The organism is Pirellulales bacterium, from assembly GCA_035533075.1.
In the GTDB taxonomy this organism is placed as follows: Bacteria; Planctomycetota; Planctomycetia; order Pirellulales; family JAICIG01; genus DASSFG01.
On the sequence record DATLUO010000104.1, the window covers coordinates 18,740 to 43,038 of the forward strand.

Sequence of the window (24,299 nt, forward strand, 5' to 3'; positions counted from 1 at the left end):
GGCGGAGTCCAAAACCGTAGGGTGGGACCAGCGCGCTACAGCGTCAGCTCAGCAGTTCGAGCGTGCCCGTGGCGGGCGGCGGCGGGCTGTTGCGGTATTCGGGCAGATTGATGAGCTCGATCTGGATGTCCGCATCGGTCGCGCCTTGCTCGAACTGCTGCACGTAACCGGCCAGCTCGGCGGCGGTCGGATTGCGGCCCAGATACTGCTGGAAGAAATGGGTCGTCAGGTTCTGGAAGTTCTCGGTGCCGTATTCGAAGCCGTTGACGACGTCGACCAACGTCATCTGGCCCGAGCTGAGATTATTCGTCCAGTATTGCAGTCCGCCGCTGTCCGGTTCGCGGTTGAGCAGCCGCTGGTAGAGCGCCGTCACCCAGGCGGCGTTGGACGAGAGATCCGGTCTGGCGGCCGCCGCCGAGGCATAGAACTCAGGCGAGCTGATCATGCCGCTGATGACTTGCTCCGGCCCTCCGCTGTCCTTCCACACCTGGTCCCAATAGGCGAGGCCCGCGGTGTCGGCCGGCCGCAACAGGAACTGTTGGTAATAGCCTTCGATAATCGGGTCGAGCCGCTCGTCGCTCTCAAAAATGCCTTGGGCCACCGTGCCATAGGGCTGCCCGGCGCCGACCTGTTGCGTCCAGTAGGCCAGTCCGCCCGCATCGGGGGCCCGGCCCAACACCTGCTGATAAAGCTTATCGACGATCGCCGCCTGCTCGGACGTGATGGTGACCGTCGCCACGTTGCTCACGGCAACGCCATTGGTCACCTGATAGGTGAAACTGTCGCTTCCCTGGAAGCTGGCCGAGGGAGTGTAGGTGAACGAGCCGTCGGCGTTGAGCCGCACGCTGCCGCTGGAGGGCGGCGAAACCAGTCGAGCCGACAGCGGCAGCCCACTGGGATCGTGGTCGCCGACCAGCATGCCGGAACCGGCCGCGACGGATGCCGCGGCGCCGGTGCGCAGCAGGTAGGAATGGTTGACGGCCGTCGGCTGGCCCGCCACCTCGATCTGGAACGTCTGCACCGGCGAGGTGTCGCTGCCGCCGTGCAGCGTGCCGCCGCTGTTGTACAAGGCGACGGCAATCGTGGCCGTGCCGAACTGGTTGGCGGCGGGCGTGAAGCTGAGAATGCCGGTTTTCGAGTCGACCGTCGGCGGGCTGCTGAACAAGTTGGGGTTGGTCGCCGAAAGGATGCTGGTCGCAAAGTTGAGCGTGTCGGTGGCGGGGTCGTCTTTCCCGTCGACGATCTTGCCGGCCCAGGGCGCGCTTTGCGGCCCGGCGTTCATGACCACTTGCAGGTTGCCGCCGGGTGTGAACGACGGCGGCTCGTTCGATTGATAAACGGTGACCGAGATCTTGTCATCGGCCGACGCGCCGGCATTGTCGGTGGCCTTCAAATCGATCGTCGCCGTGCCGTACTGGTCGGGCAAAAAGTGCAGCGTCAGCGTGGCGGTCGAGGGGTCGCTGCCCGACAGGCTGGCCGTCACCAGGTTGGGCGTATCGCTGGCCGCCGACAAGCGGAGCTGGTCGCCAAGGTGCAGATCGACGTCGACATCGTCGAACACCTTCGAGACGGCGGCGTTGCTGAACACGAAGTCGGCCGCGTTCTCATTGACCGATACGTCCGGAAGCCCTTGCGCCTTAGTGGGAGGGTGATCGACCTGGTCGATCTCGATCTGGAAGGTGACCGGGTGCGACGAAACCACGTTCGCTCCCAGCGCGCCGCCGGTCTCTTGGGCCACGACCGTGACCGTCGCAGTGCCGAAGACGTGTGTGCCGGGCGTGAAGGTGAGCGTGCCGTCGGCGTGGATCGACGGCTGGCCGGTGGAGGCGAACAGCGGTTGGCCCGTAGTGGCTACCGAGGTCGCCAAGTAGCTGATGGTCTCGTTTTGCTGGTCGCCGTCGATGCCGGGACTGGCCGCGGCAAATCCGCTGAAGCTGGCCTTGCCGGAGTCTTCATTCCACACGGCTTTGGGTGTGAGCGACGTGAACGAGGGCGGTTGGGGGACAAAATTGGCAGTGATGGTGAAGGTCTGCGGCTGCGAGGCGTCGACGCCGCCGTTGGCTGCGCCCCCGTTGTTTTCGGCGGTCACGGTGACCGTGGACGTGCCGAACACGTTGGGATTCAGCGTGTAGGTGAGGTTGCCGGACGCATCGATGGCCGGCTGTCCCGTCTGGGTAAACAGGGCCCCGTTGGTCACGGGCTTGACCGTGAACTGAACGGACTCGTTCGCTTGGTTCGCGGCCGGCGGATAGGTGGACGAAGGGCTGATCTGGGTGGCAAAGCCGACCACGGTCTGGGCCCCGCTGTTTTCATTCGCGGCCGGCGGGTTTGGGTTGGCGGTCACAAAACTGGGCGGCTGGTTCACGAAATTCACCGTGATGGTGAAGGCGTTCTTGCCGGAGCTGTCGCGGCCGCCGTTGGTTGTGCCGCCGCTGTTGTGCAACTGGGCGACGACGTGCGCCACGCCCGATGCGTTCGGCGCGGGCGTGTATGTAAGATCGCCCGTGACGGGGTCGATTTGCGGGGGCGTCGAGAACAGCGAGGGATTGTCGTTGACGACCGTGAAATTGAGCGTCTCGTCGATCTGGTTGGGCGCCCCAGGGTTGATGTTGGTCGCCCATGCTTTGACCGTCTGCTGGACGGAAGCGGTGCTTTCGTCAACCGGGGGCGGATTGCCCAGGGCGGTCACCTCGTAGTAATACGTGCCGCTGGCGAGCGTTCCGCCGCTGGCGGAGGCGACCAGCGACGTCTGCACCGGCGCCGGCAAACCGGTGGGATTGGTGGTGGGCGGCAGCGCGACGATGCCGCCGCCCGTATCGACAAAGCTGGTCGCCGTGCCGCCGACCGTGCCGACCAGCATGTTTTCCTGACCGGAGGACGTGCCGCGGTAAATGTCGTATCCGGTCGCGCCGCTGAGGGGCATCCAGTTCACGGTGACGGCGCCCGTGGGAGGGGTTGCGGAAGAGGCGATCACGGCGTTTTCTTCCTTGCTGACCGCGGACTGGCCGCCGATGAAGCTGGGCGGCTGGTTGACGAACGCCACCGCGATCGTAAACGATTGCGCGGCCGAAGTATCGTGACCGCCGTTTTGGGTGCCGCCATCATCGTGCAGTGCGACGTTGACGGTGGCCGTGCCATCGACGTTCGTGGCGGGCGTGAAGGTAAGGTCGCCCTTCGTGGGGTCGATCTGCGGCGCGACGGCAAACAGCGAGGCGTTGTCGGTCGTGACGACAAAGTTGAGCGCCTGCGATGCCTCGTTCGGCGCGCCGGCGTTCATGCCGCTGGCCCAGCCACTGAAGGTTTGCCGCCCGGAGTTTTCCGAAACTTGCACGCTGGGCCCGCCGCTGAAGAAGGGCGCCTGGTTGACCGGATTGACCGTGATCGCGAATTTTTGCAACCGCGACGTATCGTTGCCGCCGTTGGCGGTGCCGCCGTTGTCGTGCAAGGCGACGCTCACGTTCGCCACTCCGTTGGCATCGGGAGCGGGAGTATACGTGAGGTCGCCCGTGGCGGGATCGATGGCCGGCAACACCGAAAACAAGGCGTTGTTGTCGGTCGTGACTGTGAAATTGACTTTCTGATACGACTCGTCCGGCGGCCCCGCGTTGATGCTCGTGGCCCAGCCAGAGACACGTTGGCTGCCGGCGTTCTCATCGACGGCCGGCGGCGGACTGCTGGGAATCGTAAAGCTGGGCGCCTGGTTGACAAACGTGACGGAGATGAGGAAAGTCGCCGGCGCCGAGGTATCGATGCCGCCGTTGGCGGTCCCTCCGCTGTTGTGCAGCGCGGCGGTGACGTTCGCCTGGCCGCTCATGCCGGGTATGGGTGTGAAGGTCAGATCGCCGCTGGAGCTGTCGATGGCGGGCGGCACCAAGAACAGGCCGGCGTTGTCGGTGCTGATGATAAAGTTCAACAATTGCCCAGCTTGGTTCGGGGGCCCGTTGCTGATATTCGTGGCCCAGTTGGGAACAGCCACTTGGCCAAAGCTGCCGCTCAACGTTTCGTCCGAACCGGGAGTGAACGAGGGCGGTTGGTTGGACGCGGTGACCGTGATCGTGAACGTCTGCGGCGCCGAGGTGTCGACGCCGCCGTTGGCGGTGCCGCCGCTGTTCTGTAGCCGCACCGTCACGTCGGCGATGCCGGTGGCATAAACGGCGGGCGTGTAGTTCAGGTTGCCCGTCGCGGGGTCGATGCTCGGCAGCGCTGAGAACAGGCTATCGTTGTCGGTGGTGACGATGAAGTTGACCGACTGGGACCGGGCGACCTGATTGGGCGGTCCCACGCTGATGTTGCTGGCCCAGCCGGCCACCGTTTGCGGCCCCGGCGTCTCGTGAACGCTCTGGTTGGGGCCCGCCGTAAAGCTCGGTGGCTGGTTGACGAACGTGACGCTGATGGTAAACGTCTGGACCGCCGAAGTATCGGTGCCGCCGTTGGCGGTGCCGCCGTTGTCGTGCAATTTCACGCTGACGTGCGCCACGCCGTCTTCATCGGCGGCGGGCGTGTAGGTGAGCTTGCCGGTCACCGGGTCGATCGACGGCAGCGTCGGAAACAGCGCCGAGTTGTCGGTGGTCACGACGAAGTTGAGCGTCTGGCTGGCCTCGCTGGGCGGGCCGGCGCTGATGTTGCTGGCCCAGCCGGCGATGACCTGCGTGCCGGCGTTTTCCAGCACGGCTTGATTGCCGCCTTCCGTGAAGCTCGGCACATGATTGACAAAGTTCACCGTGATCGTGAACGTTTGCGGCAGCGACGTATCGTTGCCGCCGTTGGCAGTCCCGCCGCTGTTGTGCAACTCGACTGTGACATTTGCCACGCCGAACTCGTCGGGGGCCGGAGTATAGGTGAGCGTGCCGGTGGTCGGATCGATGGCGGGCGGCACCGAAAACAGATTCGCGTTGTCGGTGGTGATCGTGAAATTGACCGTCTGACCCGCTTGCTGCTGTTGCAACGAGCCGGGGCTGATGTTTTTGGCCCAGCCGGTCACCGCCTGCGCCCCGGAGTTCTCGTCGACTGCCACATCGGGTCCGGCGGTGAACGTGGGAGGCTGGTTGACGAAGTTCACCGTAATACTGAACGTCTGCTGCGGCGAGAGGTCGTTGCCGCCGTTGGCCGTTCCACCGTTGTCCCGCAGTTCGACGGTCACGTTGGCCACGCCACTCACGTCGAGCGCCGGCGTGTAGGTCAGCGTGCCGGTGGTCGGATCGATGGCGGGCAGCGACGAAAACAGCGAGTCGTTGTCGGTGTTGACGATGAACGTGAGCTGCTCGCCGGCCTCGCTCGGCGGACCCGCCAGGATCTGCGTGGCCCAGTTGGCCACCGATCGTGGGCCGGAGTTCTCGTTGGTGGTCTGGTCGCTGCCGGCGACGAAGCTCGGCGGCTGGTTGACGAACAGCGCGTTGATGTTGAAGACCTGGGGCGACGAAGTATCGTTGCCGCCGAAGGCCGTGCCGCCGTTGTCGTGCAATTCGACGTTCACGACCGCGGTGCCCCAGACGTTGGGCGCCAGCGTGTAGGTGAGCTTGCCCGTCGAGTCGATCGCGGGCGCCACCGAGAACAAGGCGGTGCTGCCGGCAGGCACGTTGCTGCTGCCGTTGAGGCTGTTGATGGTATACGTGACGATGAAATTGAGCGTCTGGCCGGCTTCGTCGGGCGGGCCGGGACTCAGGTTGGTGGCCCACTGCACGGGGCCGTGTGCGCCGGAGTTTTCCAGCACGGCCTGGTCCCTCCCCGGAGTGAACGTGGGAGCGTGGTTCACGCCGACCGAGATCACGAACGTCTGCGGCGCCGACGTGTCGGACCCGCCGTTGGCCGTGCCGCCGTTGTTGTGCGCCACGACAGTGATGTCCGCCGTGCCGCCCGCGCCGGGCGTGGGAGTGTAGGTGAGCGTGCCTGTGGCGTCGATGGACGGCTCGACCGAGAACAAGCTGGGATTGTCGTTGGTGATTTGGAAGGTGAGCACCTCGTTGTTTTCGCCCGGCGGTCCCGGCACGATATTGCTTAGGAAGCCGGGCACGGTCTGGGCCGGCGCATTTAGCGGCAGCGACTGCTGCGGGCCCTGGATCGTAAAGCTGGGCGCCGCGTTCACCAGCGCGCCGAAGGTGTTGCCCAACCGCAACACGAGAAGGTCCTGCTCGCTGGCGGCACCCACGGTGAAGGGGCCAAACTTCGTCGGCCCGCTACCCAGCACGCCCGTCACGTAAACGTTGCCGAAAGTGTCCACTGCGATGGCGTTGCCTTGATCTTCGCCGGCGCCGCCGTAACTCTCCGCGCTGACGAGGTTTCCTTTCTTGTCGAGCTCGGAAATGAAAACGTTGTACAGAGCGCTGCCCGAGGTCAAATTGTCCGTGGGCGAACCGTTGGGATTGAAGTTGGCTGTCCCGGAATAGCTGCCGGTCGTGTAAACGTTGCCGCTGGAGTCGACGGCGATGCCTTGTCCTTCCACATCGTAGGCCTTGCCGCCGCCAACCGCCTTGCCCCAAACAAAGTTGCCGTTGCCGTCCAGCTTCGAGATGAACTGAGAATTAATGCCCGTGACGGCATCAGTAGAATTGTTCGGATCGAGTTGGGCATCGAGCCCAAAGTAGCCGGTGGTGTAGACGTTGCCCTGCGCATCGACCGCGATGCGATTAAGCGGTTGCACGACGTCAAAGATGATTTGACCGCTGGCGAACTTGCTGGTGAGCGCTTTCGCCCAGACGACGCTCCCGCTGGACGAACTCAGCTTGGCGACGAAGTCGTTGGGCGATGAACCCGCGGCACTGGTGAGCTTGGTGCTTCCGAACGTCGCCGTCGCTTCGAAAATACCCGTGATGACCGGGTTCCCGGCAGGATCAACGGCTGCGGAGTCGGCCATATCGTCTGATGCCCCGCCGTAATTGACCGCCCATTGCGCATTGCCGCCCGGCGAATACTTGACGACGAAGACATCGCTGCCGCCCGCGCTGGTCAGCGTCGTGGATGTCGGGGTGTTGACGGTGGCGCTCCCCGTGAAGCCACCCACGACATAAGCGTCACCCAAAGGGTCGACGGCCAGTCCGGAGTTGAAGTCCTCGGCGCCGGAAATCACCGTGGTCGCCCAGAGCGGATTGCCGTTGCTGTCAAACTTGGCCAAATACGCCATATTGGCGTTTTTGGCGTCGCTGAGCGCGAGCGGGCCGATGGTCGTGTTTCCCGTCAGCACGCCGGACAGATAGAGGTTGCCAAAGCCGTCCAGCTTCAGCGTCGGGGCATACTGCCAGAGGTCGCTCACCATTTGCTGGACCCACAGCAAGCTGCCGTCGGGAGCATACTTGGCGATGAAATCGTTGGGAGCGTAGGTCGTCGAAAGCGTCACCCCTCCGGCCCCTGAGCCGAACGTCGTGGTCCCGTCGAAATTGCCGGCCACGTAGATGTCGCCGAGGCTGTCGGCGACAATCGAGCTTCCGTAGGTGAATCCGATCGACGGGATTCCAAAAGCCAGGCCGAAGTTGTTCGTCACGACCTGCTCGAACCCGGCGTTGACGATCACCGACTGCCCCGGCGAGACGGTGATCGCGCCGCTATCGCCGGTCAGGGGCGAGACGTTGCTGGCGATCGTCGGATCGGTGCCCACGTTTTCCGTCGCGAAGGTGTCGCCTGGCGGAAGCGAGACCTGCACGTAATAGCTCTGGTTGACCGACACGCCGTTGAAGCTGTACAAGCCCAGCGAGTCCGTCACCGTGGTGGCGACCTGCGTGCCGCTGCCCGGCGTGCCGGTGAATAACGCCACGGGCACGCCGCCCACTCCCGCTTCCGTCGACTCGCGGATGTTGTCGCCGTTTTGGTCGTTCCATACGACGCCGCCGATCTGGTTATGAAAATAATTGAGGCCCCAGAGAAAGCCGTCCCAGATGGCGTTGGCTGGCACATTGTCGGCGGGACCGTTTCCTGGATTGAAGTTGATCGTGTTCGAGTACGATCCGCAGGCGTAGACATAGGCGCCGCCGGCGGCCGAGGCGGTGGCAACGCCGTAGCCTTGGTCGGTACCGTTTTCACCCGCGGTTGCGACCCAGAGAAAACTCCCTTGGCTGGTCAGCGCCGAGACATAAACATCGTCGCCGCCGGCGCTGGTTCGCAGTTGGCTGCCGTTGGGATCGAAATTGGCGATGCCGTCATAGTAACCGACCGTGTATACGTTCCCGCTGGCATCGGTCGCGATGTCCTCGGGCTGCAAGCCGCCGATGCCAATGCCGGTGTTGTGCAGATCGGCGGCCCAATCGAAGTTGCCGGACGAATCGAGCTTGAGCACGAAAGCATCGTGAAAGACGAAATCGGCCGAGGTATTGAGGTCGCCGCCGTTGGGATCGAGCTCCACGGGGCCGCCAAAGGTTCCCGTGTTATAGATGTTGCCTTGCGCGTCCACGGCGATTCCGTAGCCTTCGGCGCTGCCGTCGCCGGCGGTGGTATTGGCGTTGAGCTTCTTGGCCCAAACATAGTTGCCGTTGGTGTCGAGCTTGAGCAGGAAGTCGGTGGAGAAAAACGTAGTGAGGTCGTGAGTTCCGGGGGCCGCTGGATCGAAGTCGACCTGGGAAAACGGACTGGAAAACTCGCCGGTGACGTAAGCGTTGCCTTGCGCATCGACGGCGATGCCTCGACCATCTCCGCTTCCCTTGCCGGTGCCGGTGTCGCCGTAGGCGTTGACCCACAGCAGAGCGCCGGTAGGGTCGAATTTCGCCACCAGAATGTCGCCGGTTTTGGTAGTCAACGTTTTCGCGTTTTGCCCGGTGCCAATCGTCGCCGTGCCGTTGAAGTGGCCGGTGATGTAGGCGTTTCCCGAACTATCGGCGGCCACGCCATACGCCACGTCATCGTCGCTTCCGCCGAACGATTCGGCCCAGACAAAGTTTCCGTTACTGTCGAGCTTGGCTAGATAGCCGTCGTTTCCGCCGGCCGAAACAAGCGCGGTGCTGCCGAACTTGGCCGGGCTGCCGGCGCCATTGCTGAAGTTGCCGGCAATGTAGATGTCGCCGCTGTTGTCAACGGCCAGGCTCTCTTTCTGATTGATGCCCGATGAAGCCGTGTACGGCGACGACCAAATCTCCGTGCCGTCGGGGGCGAATTTGTAAACCGCGTCCGTGGCAAGTTCATAGACATTGCCGGCCGCGTCGGCGCGGATTGCAAACGCCTGCTCGGCGTTCGGACCCGGCCCCGCGATGGCAAAACTGAGGTTTGCGGCCAACATTGCCCGTTGCTCGAGCTGCTCGCCCCGGATGCGGCGTTTTGGCCATGCCGATACTGTTCGCCGACGCGACGATGCGCGCGAGCGCGCACGACGGAAGAAGGATGCCATGATCGAGGCCCGCTCTGGATGTATCGTGATGAGATCTTGCCCGAAAGTTCGTTGCCGCACCTGGCAACGTGCCGACGGTTCCCACCCCCCTGCGTAGACCGCCCGCTAAGGGGCTGTTGTAGGTTGCCTCTACGGCAAAGTCAAGAAAATTCCACGCTGATACGCTGATTGGCGTAGGGACGGCCCAGGAAGGTGGAAGGCCATCCTCCGCTCACCGCAGAATCGGCGGCACCGCGGTTTGCAGCGGGCCGCCGGTGACATGGACGTAGTCCGCGGCATCGATGAAGACGTTGACCTCGCTACGGACCCCAAAATCGGGCAAGTAAATGCCCGGCTCGATGGAAAAGCAGGTGCGCGGCAGCACCCGCCGCTCGTCGTGGGTTTCCAGGTCGTCCATGTTCGCGCCGTTGCCGTGCGTCTCGCGGCCGATGCTGTGGCCGGTGCGGTGGACAAAATGCTCGCCGTAGCCCGCCGCGTCGATCACGCCCCGCGCGGCCTGATCGACTTGCCAACCGCATAGCCGCTCGCCGCTGGCAAACGCCCGCCGTACCCGCTCGATGGCCGCGTCGCGTGCCTGGGCGACAATCTGGAAAACGTCTTCATACCGCGTCGGCACCGTCTGGCCCGCAAAGCCGACGCGGGTCAAGTCGCTGTACACGGCGTCGGCATGGTCGAGCTTGCCCCACAGGTCGATCAGCACGAAATCGCCGCGGCGAATCCGTCCCTCGTCGCCCGGCCGCGGCTCGTAGTGTGGATCGCCGCTGTGTTTGCCCACGGCCACGATCGGCGGATGATCGGTCACCAGTCCCGCTTGGCGAAAGAAATCGAGAATCGCCTGCTGCACTTCGAGTTCGTGGATGCCGTCGTCTTGGGCCGCTCGTGAGGCGATGAGCCGCCAAGCATGATCGTAGGCGGCGGTCGTGTGCTTCTCGGCGGCCAGGTGCATCCGCCATTGCTCGTCGCTCCACGTCGCTTCGAACCGCTGCACGAGATCGCCCGACGAAACCACCTCGACGCTCTGCGCCCGGACGGCTTCGATCGTGCCGGCATCGACGCGCGAGATATACGGAATGGCGTTCTGCGGCGAATACTCCATCGCCACCCGCCTCATGCTCGACAGCAGCGCCGCCAGCCCCGCGTCGAGGTCTTGCCAGCGCGAGTAAACCTGCCGTTTGCCCGGCAAATGGTCGAGCGCGCCTGATTCGATGCGGTGTACGAGCTTTCGCGGTTGCCCTTTCGCGGGCACGCAATAATAGAACCGCCGCGTGGTGACGGCATCGTCGCGAATCTGCAAAATGCGTCGCGCCAGCACATTGCTGCCGCGGAAGTCGTAGAATAACCAGCCGTCGAGTTGGGCCTCGACGAGCTCGGCTTGGATGGCCGCTAGTTCGAACATGGCGGGTTCCTCGTAGAAAACGGCATGGTAGCAGTGGCCTGTGGCCCGTGACTAGGGATGAGGGATGAGGGATGCGGGATGCGACGATTTTGGATTTTGGATTGCGGATTTTGGATTCAGGTCTTGGGTCTTTCTGCTCCACGCCTGGCTTGCAATTGCCAATTTGCAATTCGCAATTGGCAATTTCCCCTGAACGCTGAACCCTGAACCCTCCTATGCACGCCATCTTGGTCGCCATCGGCAGCGCAGGCGACGTCCATCCCTTCGTCGGCCTCGGCCTGCAACTCGCGGCGCGCGGACACCGCGTGACGCTGCTGGCCAGCGGATACTTCGAAAAGCTGGCCCGGCAGGCGGGCTTCGATTTTGTGCCGGTCTTCAGCGCCGACGAATTCTTGGCCCTGCTCAAAAATCCCCGCGCCTGGCATCGCTTCCGGGGCTTCATCGAGTGCTTCCGTGGCGGCGTGCTGCCGACCATCGAACCCACATATCGTGCCATCGCCGATCGCTATGTGCCGGGCGAGACCGTCGTCGTGGCCTCGACCTTGGGCATCGGCGCCCGCTGTGCGCAGGAGCGGCTAGGCGTGCCGCTGGTGTCGGTCCACCTCTCGCCTTCGGTGTTCCGCAGCGACTATCAAAACCCCGTGCTGCCGGGCATGTTCTTGCCCGACTGGCTGCCCGGCCCACTCAAGCGGTCGCAATACTGGCTGGCCGACACGTTGGTGATCGAGCCGTTGCTGCGGGGGCCGCTGAACGAGTTCCGTCGTTCGATCGGACTTCCTCCCGTGAAAGGGATCCTTTCGCAGTGGCACAATTCGCCGCACGGCGTTTTGGGGCTTTTTCCGTCGTGGTTCGCCGCACAACAGCCCGATTGGCCGGCCCAGACGGTGCTGGCCGGCTTTCCGCTGTACGATGAGCGCGGCTTAAGCCCGTTCGATGAAGACCTGGTCGCGTTTTTGGATTCCGGCGGTCCGCCGATCGTGTTTACGCCCGGCTCGGCAATGCTGCACGGCCGCGAGTTTTTTCAGGCTGCGGCCGAGGCTTGCGTGCTGCTGGGCCGCCGGGGCATCTTGCTAACGCGGTTCCCCGAGCAAGTTCGGCGAGCGTTGCCGGCGTGCGTGCGGCACTTTTCCTACGCGCCGTTCAGCGAGCTGTTGCCGCGCGCCGCGGCGCTGGTCCATCACGGCGGCATCGGCACGCTCTCGCAAGGCTTCGCGGCCGGGCTGCCGCAGCTTGTGATGCCGATGAGCTTCGACCAGCCCGACAACGCGGCCCGCTTGAGGCGGCTCGGCGCGGGTGCCTCACTCCCGCGCAAGCGTTTTCGGGGCGCGACGGTGGCAGCGGCCCTGGCGGAATTGCTAAACTCTTCACAGGTCGCCGCACGCTGCCGCCAACTGGCCGAACGGCTGGCGGCGGAGCGGCCGCTGGAAACCGCCTGTGATCTGATCGAGGGTCTGGCATGAATAACGCCCAAATCGCCAATGTGCTCGACGAAATCGCCGATCTGCTGGAGATCGAAAACGCCAACCCGTTTCGCGTGCGGGCCTATCGCAACGGCGCGCGGGCCGTTCGCGACCTGACCGAGACGGTCGAAACGATTCTCTGCGACGAAACGAGGAAGCTGACCGACATCACGGGCATCGGCAACGACCTGGCCGAAAAGATCGCCACGCTCTGCCAGACCGGCAGCCTGCCGTTTCACCAGGAGCTGCTGGCCCACATTCCGGTGTCGGTGCTCGCGCTGATGCGCGTGCCCGGCGTCGGCCCGAAGAAGGCGGCGGCCCTGCACCGCGAGCTGAAGATCAGCACGCTCGAAGAGCTGCGCGAGGCGTGCGCGGCTCATCGCGTTCAGGCGCTGAAAGGCTTCGGCGCGAAGACCGAGCAGACCATCCTGGCCGGATTGCAGTTGGCCAGCTCCGCGCAGCAGCGCATGACGTGGGCCGAGGCCGACGATTTTGCCCGATCGCTGATGGCCCATCTGCGATCTTGCCCCAGCATCAAGGAGCTGGAGCCGGCGGGAAGCTATCGCCGGGGCCGCGACACCGTGGCCGATCTCGACCTGCTGGTCGTGTCGGGCAACGCCCACGAAGTGATGGACCGCCTGGCGGCTTTCGCCGGCGTCGAAAGCGTGCTGGCCCGCGGAGAGACGAAGATGTCGGTCCGCCTGGCGGGCGGGTTGCAGGTCGATCTGCGTGTCGTGCCCGAAGAATCGTTCGGCGCCGCCTTGCAGTATTTCACAGGGTCGAAGCAGCACAACGTGGTGTTACGCGGTTTGGCGAAGAACCGCGGGCTGAAGATCAATGAATACGGCGTGTTCCGCGGCAGCGACTACGTGGCCGGCCGCACGGAAGACGAAGTTTATGCGACGCTCGACCTGCCCTGCTTTCCGCCGGAGCTGCGCGAGGCGCGGCGGGAGTTCGAGTGGGCGGCGTCGGGGACGTTGCCGGCGCTAATCGAGCGCGGCGACATCCAAGGCGATCTGCACATGCACACCACGGCCACCGATGGCAAGGCGACCTTGGAAGAGATGGTCGCCGCCGCCCAACAGCGCGGGCTGAAGTACATCGCCATTACCGACCATTCCAAGCGTGTTTCGATGGCCAACGGCCTCGATGCCGGCCGGCTGCGCGAGCAATGGGCCGAGATCGACCGGCTCAACCGGCGATTGAAAGGCATCATGGTGCTCAAGGGCGTCGAAGTCGACATCCTGGAGAAAGGCGGTCTCGATCTCGCCGACGACGTGCTGTCCGAAGCCGATTGGATCGTGGCCAGTCTGCACTACGGGCAAAAGCAGCCGCGCGAGCAGATCACGCGGCGGATTCTGGAGGCGATCGAAAACCCCAACGTCTGCGCCATCGCTCATCCCACGGGCCGCTTGATCAATCGCCGGGCGGCGTATGACGTCGATCTTGACGCGATGATCAAAGCGGCCCGCAAGCACCGCAAGTTCCTGGAGCTGAACGCCCACCCCATGCGGCTCGATCTGGACGACGTGGCCTGCGCGGCGGCCAAAGAGCAAGGCGTGCCGATCGTCATCTCGACCGACGCCCACAACGTCGAGGGTCTCGACAAGCTGCGCTACGGCATTTTGCAGGCCCGCCGTGCCGGTCTGACGAAGGCCGACGTGGCCAATACGCGGCCCTGGCGCGAGGTGCGAAAAATGTTGGGGCGGGGTAAATAACGCGGTTTGGCTCGACGCATGGTGGAAGAACGTTTGGAAGGCCCGCTGGGAGAATCCGAACGATGTTAAAGCTGCGTACGATTCGGTAGACCGAGTGGGAGAATGCTACGTGTTTAACGTCTGCCGCAATCGCTATCGCTTGACAGTCAAGATCGTTTTTGCGCACGAGACGAAGGACGGGACCGTCTTCATTAAACATGTGCTTACGCACGCCGACTACGACAAAGGTGGCTGGAAGGAGGATTGTTAAGCATGAGCGCGACCACTAGCCAAGACCAGTTTGTTGCTCTCGTTCAGTTTTTTGCTCCACGACCGATTCGCACAAAGAAGCGACTGCGGACGGCCTGCCAGGAGATTGATCGTCTGATGCGGCGACCAAAACTGTCGGCCGACGAGCGAGACTATTTGGAACTCCTCAGTATTCTCGTCGAGAAATACGAAGCGTCGCAGATACCGCCCCCGGATGTGTCGCAGGGAGAAATGCTTGACCACCTTTTGGAAGCTAAAGCTGTGACACAGGCCCAAGTGGCCAAGGCGACGGGGATCTCGGCAAATCTGCTTTCCAACGTCCGCGCCGGCCGGCGCGAACTGAGCAAGGAAAACGTCCGCCGGCTGTCGGCATACTTCAACGTATCGCCCGCGGTTTGGCTCTGACGGCATCTGGGCTTACCGGTGCCGGTACGGGACGCATCGACGCACCTCGATCAATTTCCATCGCGTATCACCGGCTTCGTCGCGTCGATGAAGAACGACGCCACGCCGGAAATCATGAAGGCCGCGGCGCACACGAACAACGTGGCGTTCCAGTTGATTGCCTGGCCGTCGCCGCTCAGCTTGGCAACGATCAACTGGAAGACCGCCGCGCCGAAGTTGCCCCACATATTACCCCAACCGAGCACCGCCGCCACGTATCGACCGCCGACGTCCTGCATGTAGGCCCACGTGCCCGGCAGGCCCAAGTCGGTCGCAAACGAGACCAAACAGAACAGTGCGACGGCCCCCCAGCGCGACTCGACATGGGGTATGGCCAGGTAAGCGCCCGCCGCCAGAAAACGCGAAAGGGCCAGCGGCAACGCACGCCCGTGCCGCAACCCAAAGGTACGGCTGAGGACATCGGTTAACCGGCCGCCCAGCAGCGTGCCGAACATGCCCGCCACCAACATGATGGCGTTCATATTGGCTCCTTGCTGCTCGTCGAATTTTCGTTCTTCCACCAGATACTTGGGGAGCCATGTAACCAGGAACACCCAGCCGATGTTGGTCATGAATTGCGACAGGCACATGGCCCACATGCTCGCGCTGCGAAGCAACTGACTAAAGCCGCGCAGCGATTCCAGCAGGTACTCCGCGGCCGGCAGGCGCGGCGGCGTCTCGCGCAACCGGCCGCGCTCGATGAGCGCCAACTCGGCGTCGTTCACCCTGGGGTGCTCCGCCGGCCAGTCGCGGGCGATCAACCAGAAGGCCACGCCCACCAGGCCACCCAGCGCTCCATAGGCCAGCATGAGCCACCGCCACGAGCCCGACCATCGCATCAGGGCCGTGGTACACGCCAGTGCCGACGCGGCCCCGAACCGTCCGCCAAACGCGATCAACGCGCTGGCCGCACCGCGGTCGGCCAGCGGTATCCACCGGCTCGACACGTTCGCGCTCGTGGGATACGCACCGGCCTGCATCACGCCCAGCCCCAGCCGCACGAGAAACAACGATTCAAACCCCGTGGCCATGCCCATCGCCGCGGCGCACGTCGACCAGCCGATCACGTAGATGGTCAGCAGCCAGCGCGGGCCGAAACGGTCGGCGAGCCATCCCGACGGCACCTGCAGCAGACCGTAAGACCAGAAAAACGCGCTCAAACTCCACGAGAGCCCGTCTGTGTCGAGTCCCAGCTCCGTTGTGACCGACTTGTGCTTGAGCAGTTCGCCCAGGCAATAACGGTCGACATACAGCATGAACGAGGCGGCCACGGCCACCGACATGACTTGATAGCGCACCCTGGTGGGCGCGGCGAGTTGGCGGCCGGCCGCGTCGTGGCTGGCGGTGTCTACTGCCACTCGACGGCCACCTTCGCTACCGCCTTGACGAGTTCGCCCTTGCCGGCCAGCGGGGCATGCGCATCGGAAGGAAAGAAAATGGCGAACGTTTCCGGCGGCACCGCCAGCCAGCTTTCGGGCCGGGCAGAATAGAAGGCGATGTCGCGCTCCGTCGAAAAGGCCGTTTCCGGCTCTCCACAATCGCACAGCGGCAGCCAGCCGATCTCTTCCTGTCCGGCCAAGGTTAACTGAATGTCGATGTAACGGCGATGCGATTCGAGCCTGGCGCCGTCGCGGCTGCGACCGGGGTCATGGCCCTTAATGAGGTAGATTCGCTCGCCGTCGATGGCGTGACGCCCGACGGGCAACTCGGCGGTGCTCGGGTCGGCAAGCGCCGTCAGCGCGGCGGCAAATCCAGGGTGCAGCACCGCATATCGCCGCCAGTCAGCAAGCCGGTCCAGGATCATGTCAGTCGTCCAAGCGCCGTTCGAGTAATAAGACGGAGGTATCGTCGTGGCGTCCCTCGCCGCCGGTGAATTCCATCGATTCGCGGAACAGTTCGTCGAGGGTCCGGCTCAGCGGCTGGCGACGGCAAGCGTGCAGCGTGCGCCGCAGGCCCTCGATGCCAAACTGCTTGTGCTCGCTGCCGTTGGACATGGCTTCGATAATGCCGTCGGTGTAGACCACTAGCCGATGGCCGGGCGGTATCTCGGTGGCCATCGTTTCATAGTCGGCATCGTCGTAGATGCCCAGCGGCAGGCCGCCGTCGCGCGTGGGGTCGCCGATCTCCACCGTCTTGCCGGTCTCCATGTCTTGCAAGAGCGGCACGCAGTGCCCGGCGGAAGTCCAGCGCAACACGCCGTCTTCGAGCACGCCGTAAACCAGCGTGATGAAACCCTCCTGATCTTGCACCAGGTTCTGGATACACAGCCGCCGGTTGATCTGCTTGACGAACTCATGGGGGGCGGCGTGTAGATCGTCCTGGAGCATGCTGATCAGCGTGTGCATGCCCATGATCGACATACAGGCCTTGATGCCGTGCCCGGAGGCGTCGCCGACCAGAAACACCAGCCGCTGGCCGCTCAACTTAAAGGCGTAATAGTAATCGCCGCCGGCCAGCACCACCGGCTGCCCGCCGCTGACGTTGATCTGCGACGGCTCGTAACGGGCCACGATCTCGTAGCCGAGCGGGGCCTCCATGTTCCGCGGAATCATCGACTCTTGCAACTTGCGCACCGAATCGACCTCGCTGCGCAGCTTCTCGGCCAGCAGCCGGGCCTGCTCCGCCTGGCGGGCCTTGAGGGCCGATTCCAGCAGCGTTTGCAACAGGAACAGGTATTCCTTGGCTGGATCGCGATAGATATGGGCCTGCACGCCGTGGCCGATGAACCGCGAGAGCGGATAGATTTCGCCCGGCCTGGCCGCCACCATCACGGGCATATCGGGATTGGCCCGCCGGATTTTCTCGAACAGGTCGAACGCCTGATCGCTGTCGGGGAAGGTGATCGGCAGCAGCACGACGTCGCAAGCCTCGGTCTCGAACGCCGCGAGCAGTTCGTCGGGCGAGCGCGTGACCCGCACCTGGGTGCCCCCGGCCTCCAGATACATGGTCAAGAGGTCGGTCTCTTCCTCGTCGTCCCAACCCACCAATACGCGCACCGCTGCACTCCCGTCTAACTGCCGGTTGTCGGACATAAACCGGTTCTCGCTGTTTGGGTCTCCGCCTTTGCGTGCTTCAGGCTACCGCCTGCCGCAGCTTCATGCAACTACGGGCCCTTCTTATCGCCTTGGCCGCGGATTTCTTCCATCATGAAGCTCATGGCGTGGCCGTATTCGCGGACGGCGGTGAGATAGTCTTTCTTTTCGGCGGCGGCCAGCGCCCGCGCGTCGAGATGGTTGAAGTGGCTCCAATCGACGGAGTACTTTGCCTCCAACGCGGCCTTGCGCAGCTCGTCGACAAACTTGGCGAGTTTGCCGACGAATTCGTTGTTGATCAGCACCGTGTGCGGGTTATAAGTCCCGTGGCCGAAGTGCTGGCCTTCGAGTCGCCTTCCCTGCGTGCCCAGGGCCCGCGCCAGCACCGTTGCGCCACTAATCAGCGTGGCCAGCCCCATGACCGCGGCCCCACCGGGATGCCGGGCCAGCACCAATAATAACGTCGCCAGGGCGAACACCCCCAGCACGACCCACGCCACCGGATGCACCGGCCGGCGCGTCGCTCGTCCCGGCGCCGGCCAGGCGATGTTGGCGGCCGGCGGAACGCCCACGACCCTGGCCACAATCACGCTGATGTTGTCCGGCCCTCCGCGCAGGTTGGCGAGATCGACCAGCACGCGCACCGCCTCGGCCGGGCTGAATGTGCTCAGGATGGCGCCGATCTCTTCGTCACTGACTTGCCCGCTCAGGCCGTCGCTGCAGAGCAGGAAGGTGTCGCCCGCCGCCGTCGGCCACGGCCCTTCCAGATCGACCTCGACGTGCGGCGATGGGCCAAGCGAACGCGTGATGATGTTCTTCGGAATGTAGCCGGGCACCTCGTCTTCGCGCAGCTTGCCGGCGGCCATCATCTCCCACACCAGGCTGTGGTCGAACGTGAGTTGCTCGATGCGGTTGCCGCGCAGACGATAAACGCGGCTGTCGCCCACGTGGGCCACGACCGCGCCCTGGGGCAAGAGCAGCAGCACGCTGGTGGTGGTGCCCATGCCGCGGAAGTCGAGATTGGCCTGGCCCCGCGAATGGATGCGGTCGTTGGCGTCTTCGATGGCCTTGCGGACGGCCAAGGGCGCCGCTTCGTCGAGCAGTTTGTGGTAGGTCAACGGCACGGTGTCGCAGGCCATTTTGCTGGCCAGCTCGCCGGCGGCGTGGGCGCCCATGCCATCCGCCACCATGAACAGGTGGCCACGCTGCAACCAGAGTTCGCCGCTCTTGGCCATCACCACCGTGATCGAATCCTGGTTGTTCGAGCGGCGCAACCCGATGTCACTAAGAGCGGCATGTTCGACGTAGCTCTCCCAGGTCAAGCTGCTTTCGGCCATACGGTTGGCTAACAGGCTCATGTTTCGTGCGGGGGGGAGAACCAACGGCGCCAGAGCCGCCTTGCAAATTCTAATTCGTGGCAGCGCTTGATGATAGATAGTCAACCGCTCAAACACAGAATGGCCTTCCCTTGGCCGGCGACTTTTGGTACTTAGGCCCGCGAGATACCCGTCGGGCGGCGGGGCAATTGTGCCCTGGGCATCTCACTCCACCTCGGTCGTGGCGGGCCGATTACGAACCCCGTCTGCCGGCTTGTCAAGTCACAGTCCCATCTTGCCCCTCTTATTCGGAGATCAACCGATGAAACGGTTGCACGTGCGCGCGGCTGCGTTGGCCGGCTTGACGGCAGTGGCGGTTTTTGCCGTCGTGCAAATCCACCGCGCCCAGCCCGTCGCCCTGGGGCAAGATCGGCCGCCCGAGGTCGTCCCGCAGAAGAAAAAGCCGAAGCCCAAAGCCGCCCCGCGCCGAAAACCGGCCGCACCGCCCGCGACTCTTCCGTCGCCGGCCGAAGACCGCTATTCCGATCGCTACGCCGAACGTTACAGCGACGCGAGTCTCGCTGAGCCGCCGCCGGCGACGGAGGGCGCCGCGCTACTGGGGTCCAACCTCGACGAAGTACCCGAAGCGGGGCCCGATCTGTATCGAGACGGCGCCGACGGTCCAGCCCCAGTGCGTTCCGTAGCCGGTCGCAATAGCCCGGCGAGCGATCCGTTCGCCCAAGCCGTGACTGCCGACGATCGCGGTCCTCTGGCGAGAAAGGCGGCATCGGCCGGCAAAAAGCCGTCGCGGACCGGCCGGGGCGACCGCGCAGGGGCCGCGGCCCACACGAAGCACGCCCGTCCGGCCATCGACGCCTTCGGCCCCGATTCTGCGGAACGGCCGACGAGCGACGACCGTCGGGCAAGCAACGCTCCGCCTCGCGATCCCTTTGGCGATGCCGCCCCGGCGCGGCCGGCCGTTGAGAAACCGCGTTCGATGACCGGCCACGGCCGGCCCGGCGGCAAGCAGCTCGAAGGCGCCCAGTCGCCGACGCTGGTCGTCGAAAAGGCCGCGCCCGACGAAATTCAGGTCGGCAAACCGGCGGTGTTTGCCATTCGCGTACAGAACACGAGTACGGCCACGGCGCACGAGGTGGTGATTCAGGATCTCATCCCGCAAGGCATGCAGCTTATCGACACGCACCCCGCCGCGGCCGAGGTGCTGGACGGCCGCGTCGTCTGGTCGGTGGGCACGTTGAAGCCCAACGATACGGCCACGGTCGAAATGGAGTTGATGCCATTGACCGAGGGGGAGATCGGCAGCGTGGCAACGGTGCATTTTGCCGGCGAGGCATCGGTCCGCACCCGTTGCACGCGGCCCCAATTGGCCCTCGACGTGAGCGTGCCCGGCGAGGTGTTGATCGGCGACGACGTGGCCATCGCCATCAAGATATCGAACCCCGGCACGGGCATCGCCACGGGCGTGGTCTTGGCGGAAACCATCCCCGACCAGCTTCAGCACCCCTCGGGCAGCGAGCTGGAATATGAGGTCGGCGACCTGAAACCGGGCGAGTCGCGGCAGATCGAGCTGACGATGAACGCCGTCAAGGCGGGCCAGGTGGTCAACAACCTCGTGGCCCAGGGCGAGGGGCAGTTGCGGGCCGAGCAGCAATCGGAGTTTATGGTCGTGGCCCCGCAGCTCGAAGTTTCGATGCAGGGGCCGAAACGACGCTATCTCGAACGGCAGGCCACCTATACGGTGACGGTGAGCAATCCCGGCACGGCGCCGGCCAAAGAGGTGCAGCTTGTCACGCACTTGCCCAAGGGCCTGCAATTCGTCGACGCCAACAACGCCGGCCAGTACGATCCGGTCACGAACACCGTCCATTGGTTGCTGGACGAATTGCCCGCCAAGGAGGCCGGGCAGGTGACACTCACCACGTTGCCGATCGAGCCGGGCGAACAGATGCTCAAGGTCGAAGGCGTCGCCCAGCGGGGTTTGTCGGCCGAGCAGGAAGAGGTGGTTTCCGTCGAGGGAGTCGCGGCGATCCTGTTCCAATTGGCCGATATTGCCGACCCGATCGAGGTCGGGGGCGAGACGACCTATGAGATTCGCGTGGTCAACCAGGGTTCCAAGGCGGCGACCAATATCGAGTTGGTGGCGACCTTTCCGCCGCAGCTCAAGCCGCGCAGCGCTCACGGCCCCACCCGCGACGCGATTCATGGACAGGAAGTCCGCTTTCAGCCGCTCGGCCGGTTGCCGCCCAAAGGCGAGACGACTTACCAGATTCGGGCGCAGGGCATTCAGCCGGGCGACCTGCGGGTGCAGGTGCAGCTTTTGACCGACGAGATGCAAAGCCCGGTGACGAAAGAAGAAAGCACGCGGGTCTATGCCGACGAGTGAGGGCGCTCGTAGGGTGGGGCCAGCGAGCTTGCCCGGCGGATTTACCGCGCGGTGGGTTGGCCGGCAGCCGATTTCTTCCTATCATTGAGTGTTCCAAAGTCATAGCGACAGGCACCTTACTTAGATAGGACGACCAACGATGGCCAAACAGGGGCCGCGCAAAAAGCTGCCGAAAGAACTCGCCGTCATCAACGCCGACAACTGCACGGGCTGCGAGGCATGCCTGGAAGTTTGCCCGGTCGATTGCATCGTCAAACTCCAGCAATTCGACGCTTTTCAAAACCTTCAAAGCTGGTGCCAGATCGATCTGGAGCGTTGTGTGGGTTGCGAGGTCTGCGTCCACATTCCTCGCAAGAAGACCGATCCCTACGACCTGACCGTCTGCCCGTGGGATGCCATTGAGATGGTTCCCACCGAGCAAGTCGCCCAGTACGTGGCCCAGATCGGCGGGCCGCCGGAATATATCGAGCAGAATTGGGACCGGCTGGTCGGCACGGCTCAGCACCTGGCGGAGCTGAAGGCTTCGGGCTAGGAATCAATGTCGAACGCTGATTGGTCGCCCCGACTTGAGCTGGCGCGGACGGCGGCCCGCGAGGCGGGCGCGATCACGCTCCGCTACTTTCGCGAGCACAACTACGCGGTCGAGTTGAAACGCGATCAGTCGCCGGTGACGGTGGCCGATCGTGAGGCCGAGCAACACCTTCGTTCTCGGATCGCCGAGGTTTTTCCCGGCGATGCCGTGCTGGGCGAAGAGTTTGGCGAGCGGCCAGGCGATTCGGGCTATCGCTGGATTCTCGACCCGATCGATGGCACGAAGTCGTTTATTTCGGGCGTGCCGCTGTACGGGGCTCTGATCGGCGTCGAATTCGAACAGCGAAGCGTGGTCGGCGTCATTCACATCGCCGCGCTCGACGAGATGGTCTATGCGGCACGCGGTCAAGGCGCGTGGATGCTGCGTGGCGATCGCCCGCCGATGGCGGCCCGTGTGTCACGGACGCCGCGTTTGGCGGACAGCCTGTTTTGCACGTCCGAGGTCAAATCGTTTTCCAAGTCGGGCCGCCGGCAGGCCTTCGACGATTTCGACGCGGTCTGTCGCCTGAGCCGCACTTGGGGCGATTGTTACGGCTATTTGTTGGTCGCCACTGGCCGGGCAGACCTGATGGTCGATCCGCTGATGAACGTCTGGGACTGTGCCGCGTTGCAACCCATTTTGGAGGAAGCCGGCGGCACGTTTACCGACTGGCAAGGCGTGCCGACGATCTACGGTGGCGAGGCGATTGCCACGAACGGGCTGGTGCTCGACGAAGCATTGGCCATTGCGCGGCGGTATCGCGCGTAGCCCGCTTGCTCCGCAAGCGGAACGGCGTGCCATCTCGTTAGGCTTTCCGTCCTCAAGACGCTGCAAGTTGGTCACGCCCATCCGCTTGCGGACCAAGCGGGCTACCTGCCGCAAACCGCCCAACAAAGAAAGCCGTCCGAGCAGGCCCGGACGGCTTTCAAGCTTGTTCGTTGACCGTCGCCGGACGGCTTAACGCTTGATCTTGCTGTGGACCTTGGTGGGAGCAGCCGGATGGGGCGGCAGGGCTTCCGCCTTGTGAGGCACCACAGGCAACACATCCACCACTTTGGTATCGCCGTGCGTCAGGTCGGCCGTCTCGTGGACGCGGCCGTTGGTATCCCACCAACGCCAGCGGCCGGTCGGGTTGCCATCGACGTACTCGCCCTGCGTCGATTTCTGACCGTTCTGGTGCCACCAGGTCCACTTGCCCACCTGTTTGCCGGCATCGTAAGCGCCTAGTAAGGCGACCTGTCCCGTCTCGTACCACCAGTGGAACTTGCCCACCTGCAGATCGTTGCGATACTCGCCCTGCATCTGCTTCTGACCGCTCTGGTACCACGTGATCCAGATGCCGTGCTTCTCGTCCTTGCCCTGCTTGATGTAGGTGGCCACTTTGGCGGTCCACCAGTCGTCGGGCGTCTGCACGACTTCCCTGGCGTGGAGGTACATGCCCTCGGTCTTCTTCTGCTTGTTGGCGTAGTAGTCGATCTTGGGAGCGACCTTGCGGCCGGCCTGATAGCTGTCCTTGATGGTCAGATGGCCATCGGCGCTCCACTCATTGTGTTCGCCGTCGATTTCGCCGTCGCGGTAGTCGATTTCCCGCATTTTGCGGCCGGTGGCGAAGTACCAGGTCGACTTGCCGTCGCGGTTTCCGCCGGCGAAGTGCCACTCGCTGATCTTCCGTTGCTTGCTGTCGTAGATGCCCCAGCGGCCGTTCAGCTTGCCGTTCTCGAAGGCCGCTTGCGACACAAACGGCGCAGAAAACTGCTGGTAGGGGAGCTTGGTCAGCAGATCAACTTCGTTGCCACGATACCAGCGGTTCCAGACGCCCTCGCGCTCGCCGTTGCGATAGTGGCCTTCGGCGACGATCGTGCCGCGGTCGTCGAACATCTTCCACGAGCCGTGGTTGATGTAGTTGCCGTCGGCGTCCTGGGTGACTTCGCGCTCGATGCGGATGCTGCCGTTGGGAAACCGCTCGCGGATGACCTCGTGCTCGCTCTCCTCGTCGCCCGTTTCGGGGGCCGGAGCGGCCTGCTCGCCGGAGTGTTCGTCCGGCATGGCGCTCTCTTCGTCGGCCGACTCGTCGCGATTCGAGTTCTCGCCGTACTCATAGTCGTCGCCGTCCTCCGTCAGAAGAGCGGTCGCCGTGGGAATTCGTTTAAAGCCGGGATAGCCGTCCTCCGCGTGTGCCGCCAGGCCGTCGAGCGACAACACGAAGCATGCGGCTAGAGGTAAGGGAAAAAGGGCCGAGTAGCGGGCCATTGCTCACTCCTTTAAGTCCAAAAGTAATTCTGCCAGCCGCCGAAACTCCGCGATTCAGTTAACCTTATCGGCATACCGCGCCGTTACCTTCGGCGTTTCTGGCATCTCGGAAGACGGCGAAAATAGGGCGAGATTGCGGCCTGTCCGGTTAGGCC

The 24,299-nt window shown here is 64.0% G+C and carries 14 protein-coding genes; 7 read left to right on the forward strand and 7 right to left on the reverse strand.

Features of this window, described 5'->3' with window-relative positions:
* Window positions 1-43: 43 nt before the first annotated feature.
* Both VNH11_13900 and VNH11_13905 read right to left on the reverse strand, forming a co-directional pair.
* Window positions 44-9,196 (reverse strand): DUF4214 domain-containing protein, encoded by a 9,153-nt coding sequence (locus tag VNH11_13900; GenBank protein HVA47458.1) that lies wholly within the window; start codon window positions 9,194-9,196, stop codon window positions 44-46.
* Between the two features lie 319 nt (window positions 9,197-9,515).
* Window positions 9,516-10,700 carry a M24 family metallopeptidase gene (locus tag VNH11_13905; GenBank protein HVA47459.1) on the reverse strand — a complete coding sequence of 395 codons (1,185 nt, stop codon included), beginning with the start codon at window positions 10,698-10,700 and terminating at the stop codon, window positions 9,516-9,518.
* A 215-nt stretch (window positions 10,701-10,915) separates the two neighbouring features.
* On the opposite strand from VNH11_13905, the gene VNH11_13910 reads away from it, so the two are divergent.
* The 4 genes from VNH11_13910 to VNH11_13925 are packed head-to-tail and all read left to right on the forward strand — an operon-like array spanning window position 10,916 to window position 14,532.
* Window positions 10,916-12,160, forward strand: coding sequence for a nucleotide disphospho-sugar-binding domain-containing protein (locus VNH11_13910; protein ID HVA47460.1), 1,245 nt, complete (start codon window positions 10,916-10,918; stop codon window positions 12,158-12,160).
* Window positions 12,157-13,878 (forward strand): DNA polymerase/3'-5' exonuclease PolX, encoded by a 1,722-nt coding sequence (gene polX, locus VNH11_13915; protein ID HVA47461.1) that lies wholly within the window; start codon window positions 12,157-12,159, stop codon window positions 13,876-13,878. The genes VNH11_13910 and polX overlap by 4 nt, the downstream gene beginning before the upstream one ends.
* Window positions 13,829-14,128, forward strand: a complete 300-nt coding sequence (locus tag VNH11_13920; GenBank protein HVA47462.1) for a type II toxin-antitoxin system HigB family toxin — start codon at window positions 13,829-13,831, stop codon at window positions 14,126-14,128. The genes polX and VNH11_13920 overlap by 50 nt, the downstream gene beginning before the upstream one ends.
* A gap of 2 nt (window positions 14,129-14,130) precedes the next feature.
* Window positions 14,131-14,532, forward strand: coding sequence for a helix-turn-helix domain-containing protein (locus VNH11_13925; GenBank protein ID HVA47463.1), 402 nt, complete (start codon window positions 14,131-14,133; stop codon window positions 14,530-14,532).
* Window positions 14,533-14,582: 50 nt separating this feature from the next.
* On the opposite strand, the gene VNH11_13930 is transcribed toward VNH11_13925, so the two are convergent.
* The 4 genes from VNH11_13930 to VNH11_13945 form a co-directional block, all read right to left on the reverse strand.
* On the reverse strand, window positions 14,583-15,929 hold the full coding sequence (locus VNH11_13930) for an MFS transporter (protein HVA47464.1): 1,347 nt from the start codon (window positions 15,927-15,929) through the stop codon (window positions 14,583-14,585).
* A complete protein-coding gene (locus VNH11_13935) occupies window positions 15,920-16,375 on the reverse strand; it encodes a YhcH/YjgK/YiaL family protein (GenBank protein HVA47465.1) in 456 nt (151 codons plus the stop codon). Before VNH11_13935 ends, VNH11_13930 begins: the two co-directional genes overlap by 10 nt.
* 1 nt (window position 16,376) lies before the next feature.
* Window positions 16,377-17,567: a SpoIIE family protein phosphatase gene (locus VNH11_13940; GenBank protein ID HVA47466.1), complete on the reverse strand. Its 1,191-nt coding sequence runs from the start codon at window positions 17,565-17,567 to the stop codon at window positions 16,377-16,379.
* A 107-nt stretch (window positions 17,568-17,674) separates the two neighbouring features.
* Window positions 17,675-18,961: a PP2C family serine/threonine-protein phosphatase gene (locus VNH11_13945; GenBank protein ID HVA47467.1), complete on the reverse strand. Its 1,287-nt coding sequence runs from the start codon at window positions 18,959-18,961 to the stop codon at window positions 17,675-17,677.
* Between the two features lie 280 nt (window positions 18,962-19,241).
* Between VNH11_13945 and VNH11_13950 the strand changes: the two genes are divergently transcribed.
* The 3 genes from VNH11_13950 to hisN all read left to right on the forward strand — a co-directional run bounded on the left by VNH11_13950 (window position 19,242) and on the right by hisN (window position 22,662).
* Window positions 19,242-21,323 (forward strand): hypothetical protein, encoded by a 2,082-nt coding sequence (locus VNH11_13950; protein ID HVA47468.1) that lies wholly within the window; start codon window positions 19,242-19,244, stop codon window positions 21,321-21,323.
* A 139-nt stretch (window positions 21,324-21,462) separates the two neighbouring features.
* Entirely contained in the window at window positions 21,463-21,855 is a 393-nt protein-coding gene (locus VNH11_13955; GenBank protein ID HVA47469.1) for a 4Fe-4S binding protein, read from the forward strand.
* A 6-nt stretch (window positions 21,856-21,861) separates the two neighbouring features.
* Complete coding sequence (gene hisN, locus VNH11_13960; protein HVA47470.1) at window positions 21,862-22,662, forward strand: histidinol-phosphatase; 801 nt, start codon at window positions 21,862-21,864, stop codon at window positions 22,660-22,662.
* Window positions 22,663-22,851: 189 nt separating this feature from the next.
* Here the strand turns inward: hisN and VNH11_13965 are convergent, their stop codons facing one another.
* Window positions 22,852-24,144: a hypothetical protein gene (locus tag VNH11_13965; GenBank protein ID HVA47471.1), complete on the reverse strand. Its 1,293-nt coding sequence runs from the start codon at window positions 24,142-24,144 to the stop codon at window positions 22,852-22,854.
* Between the last annotated feature and the right edge of the window lie 155 nt (window positions 24,145-24,299).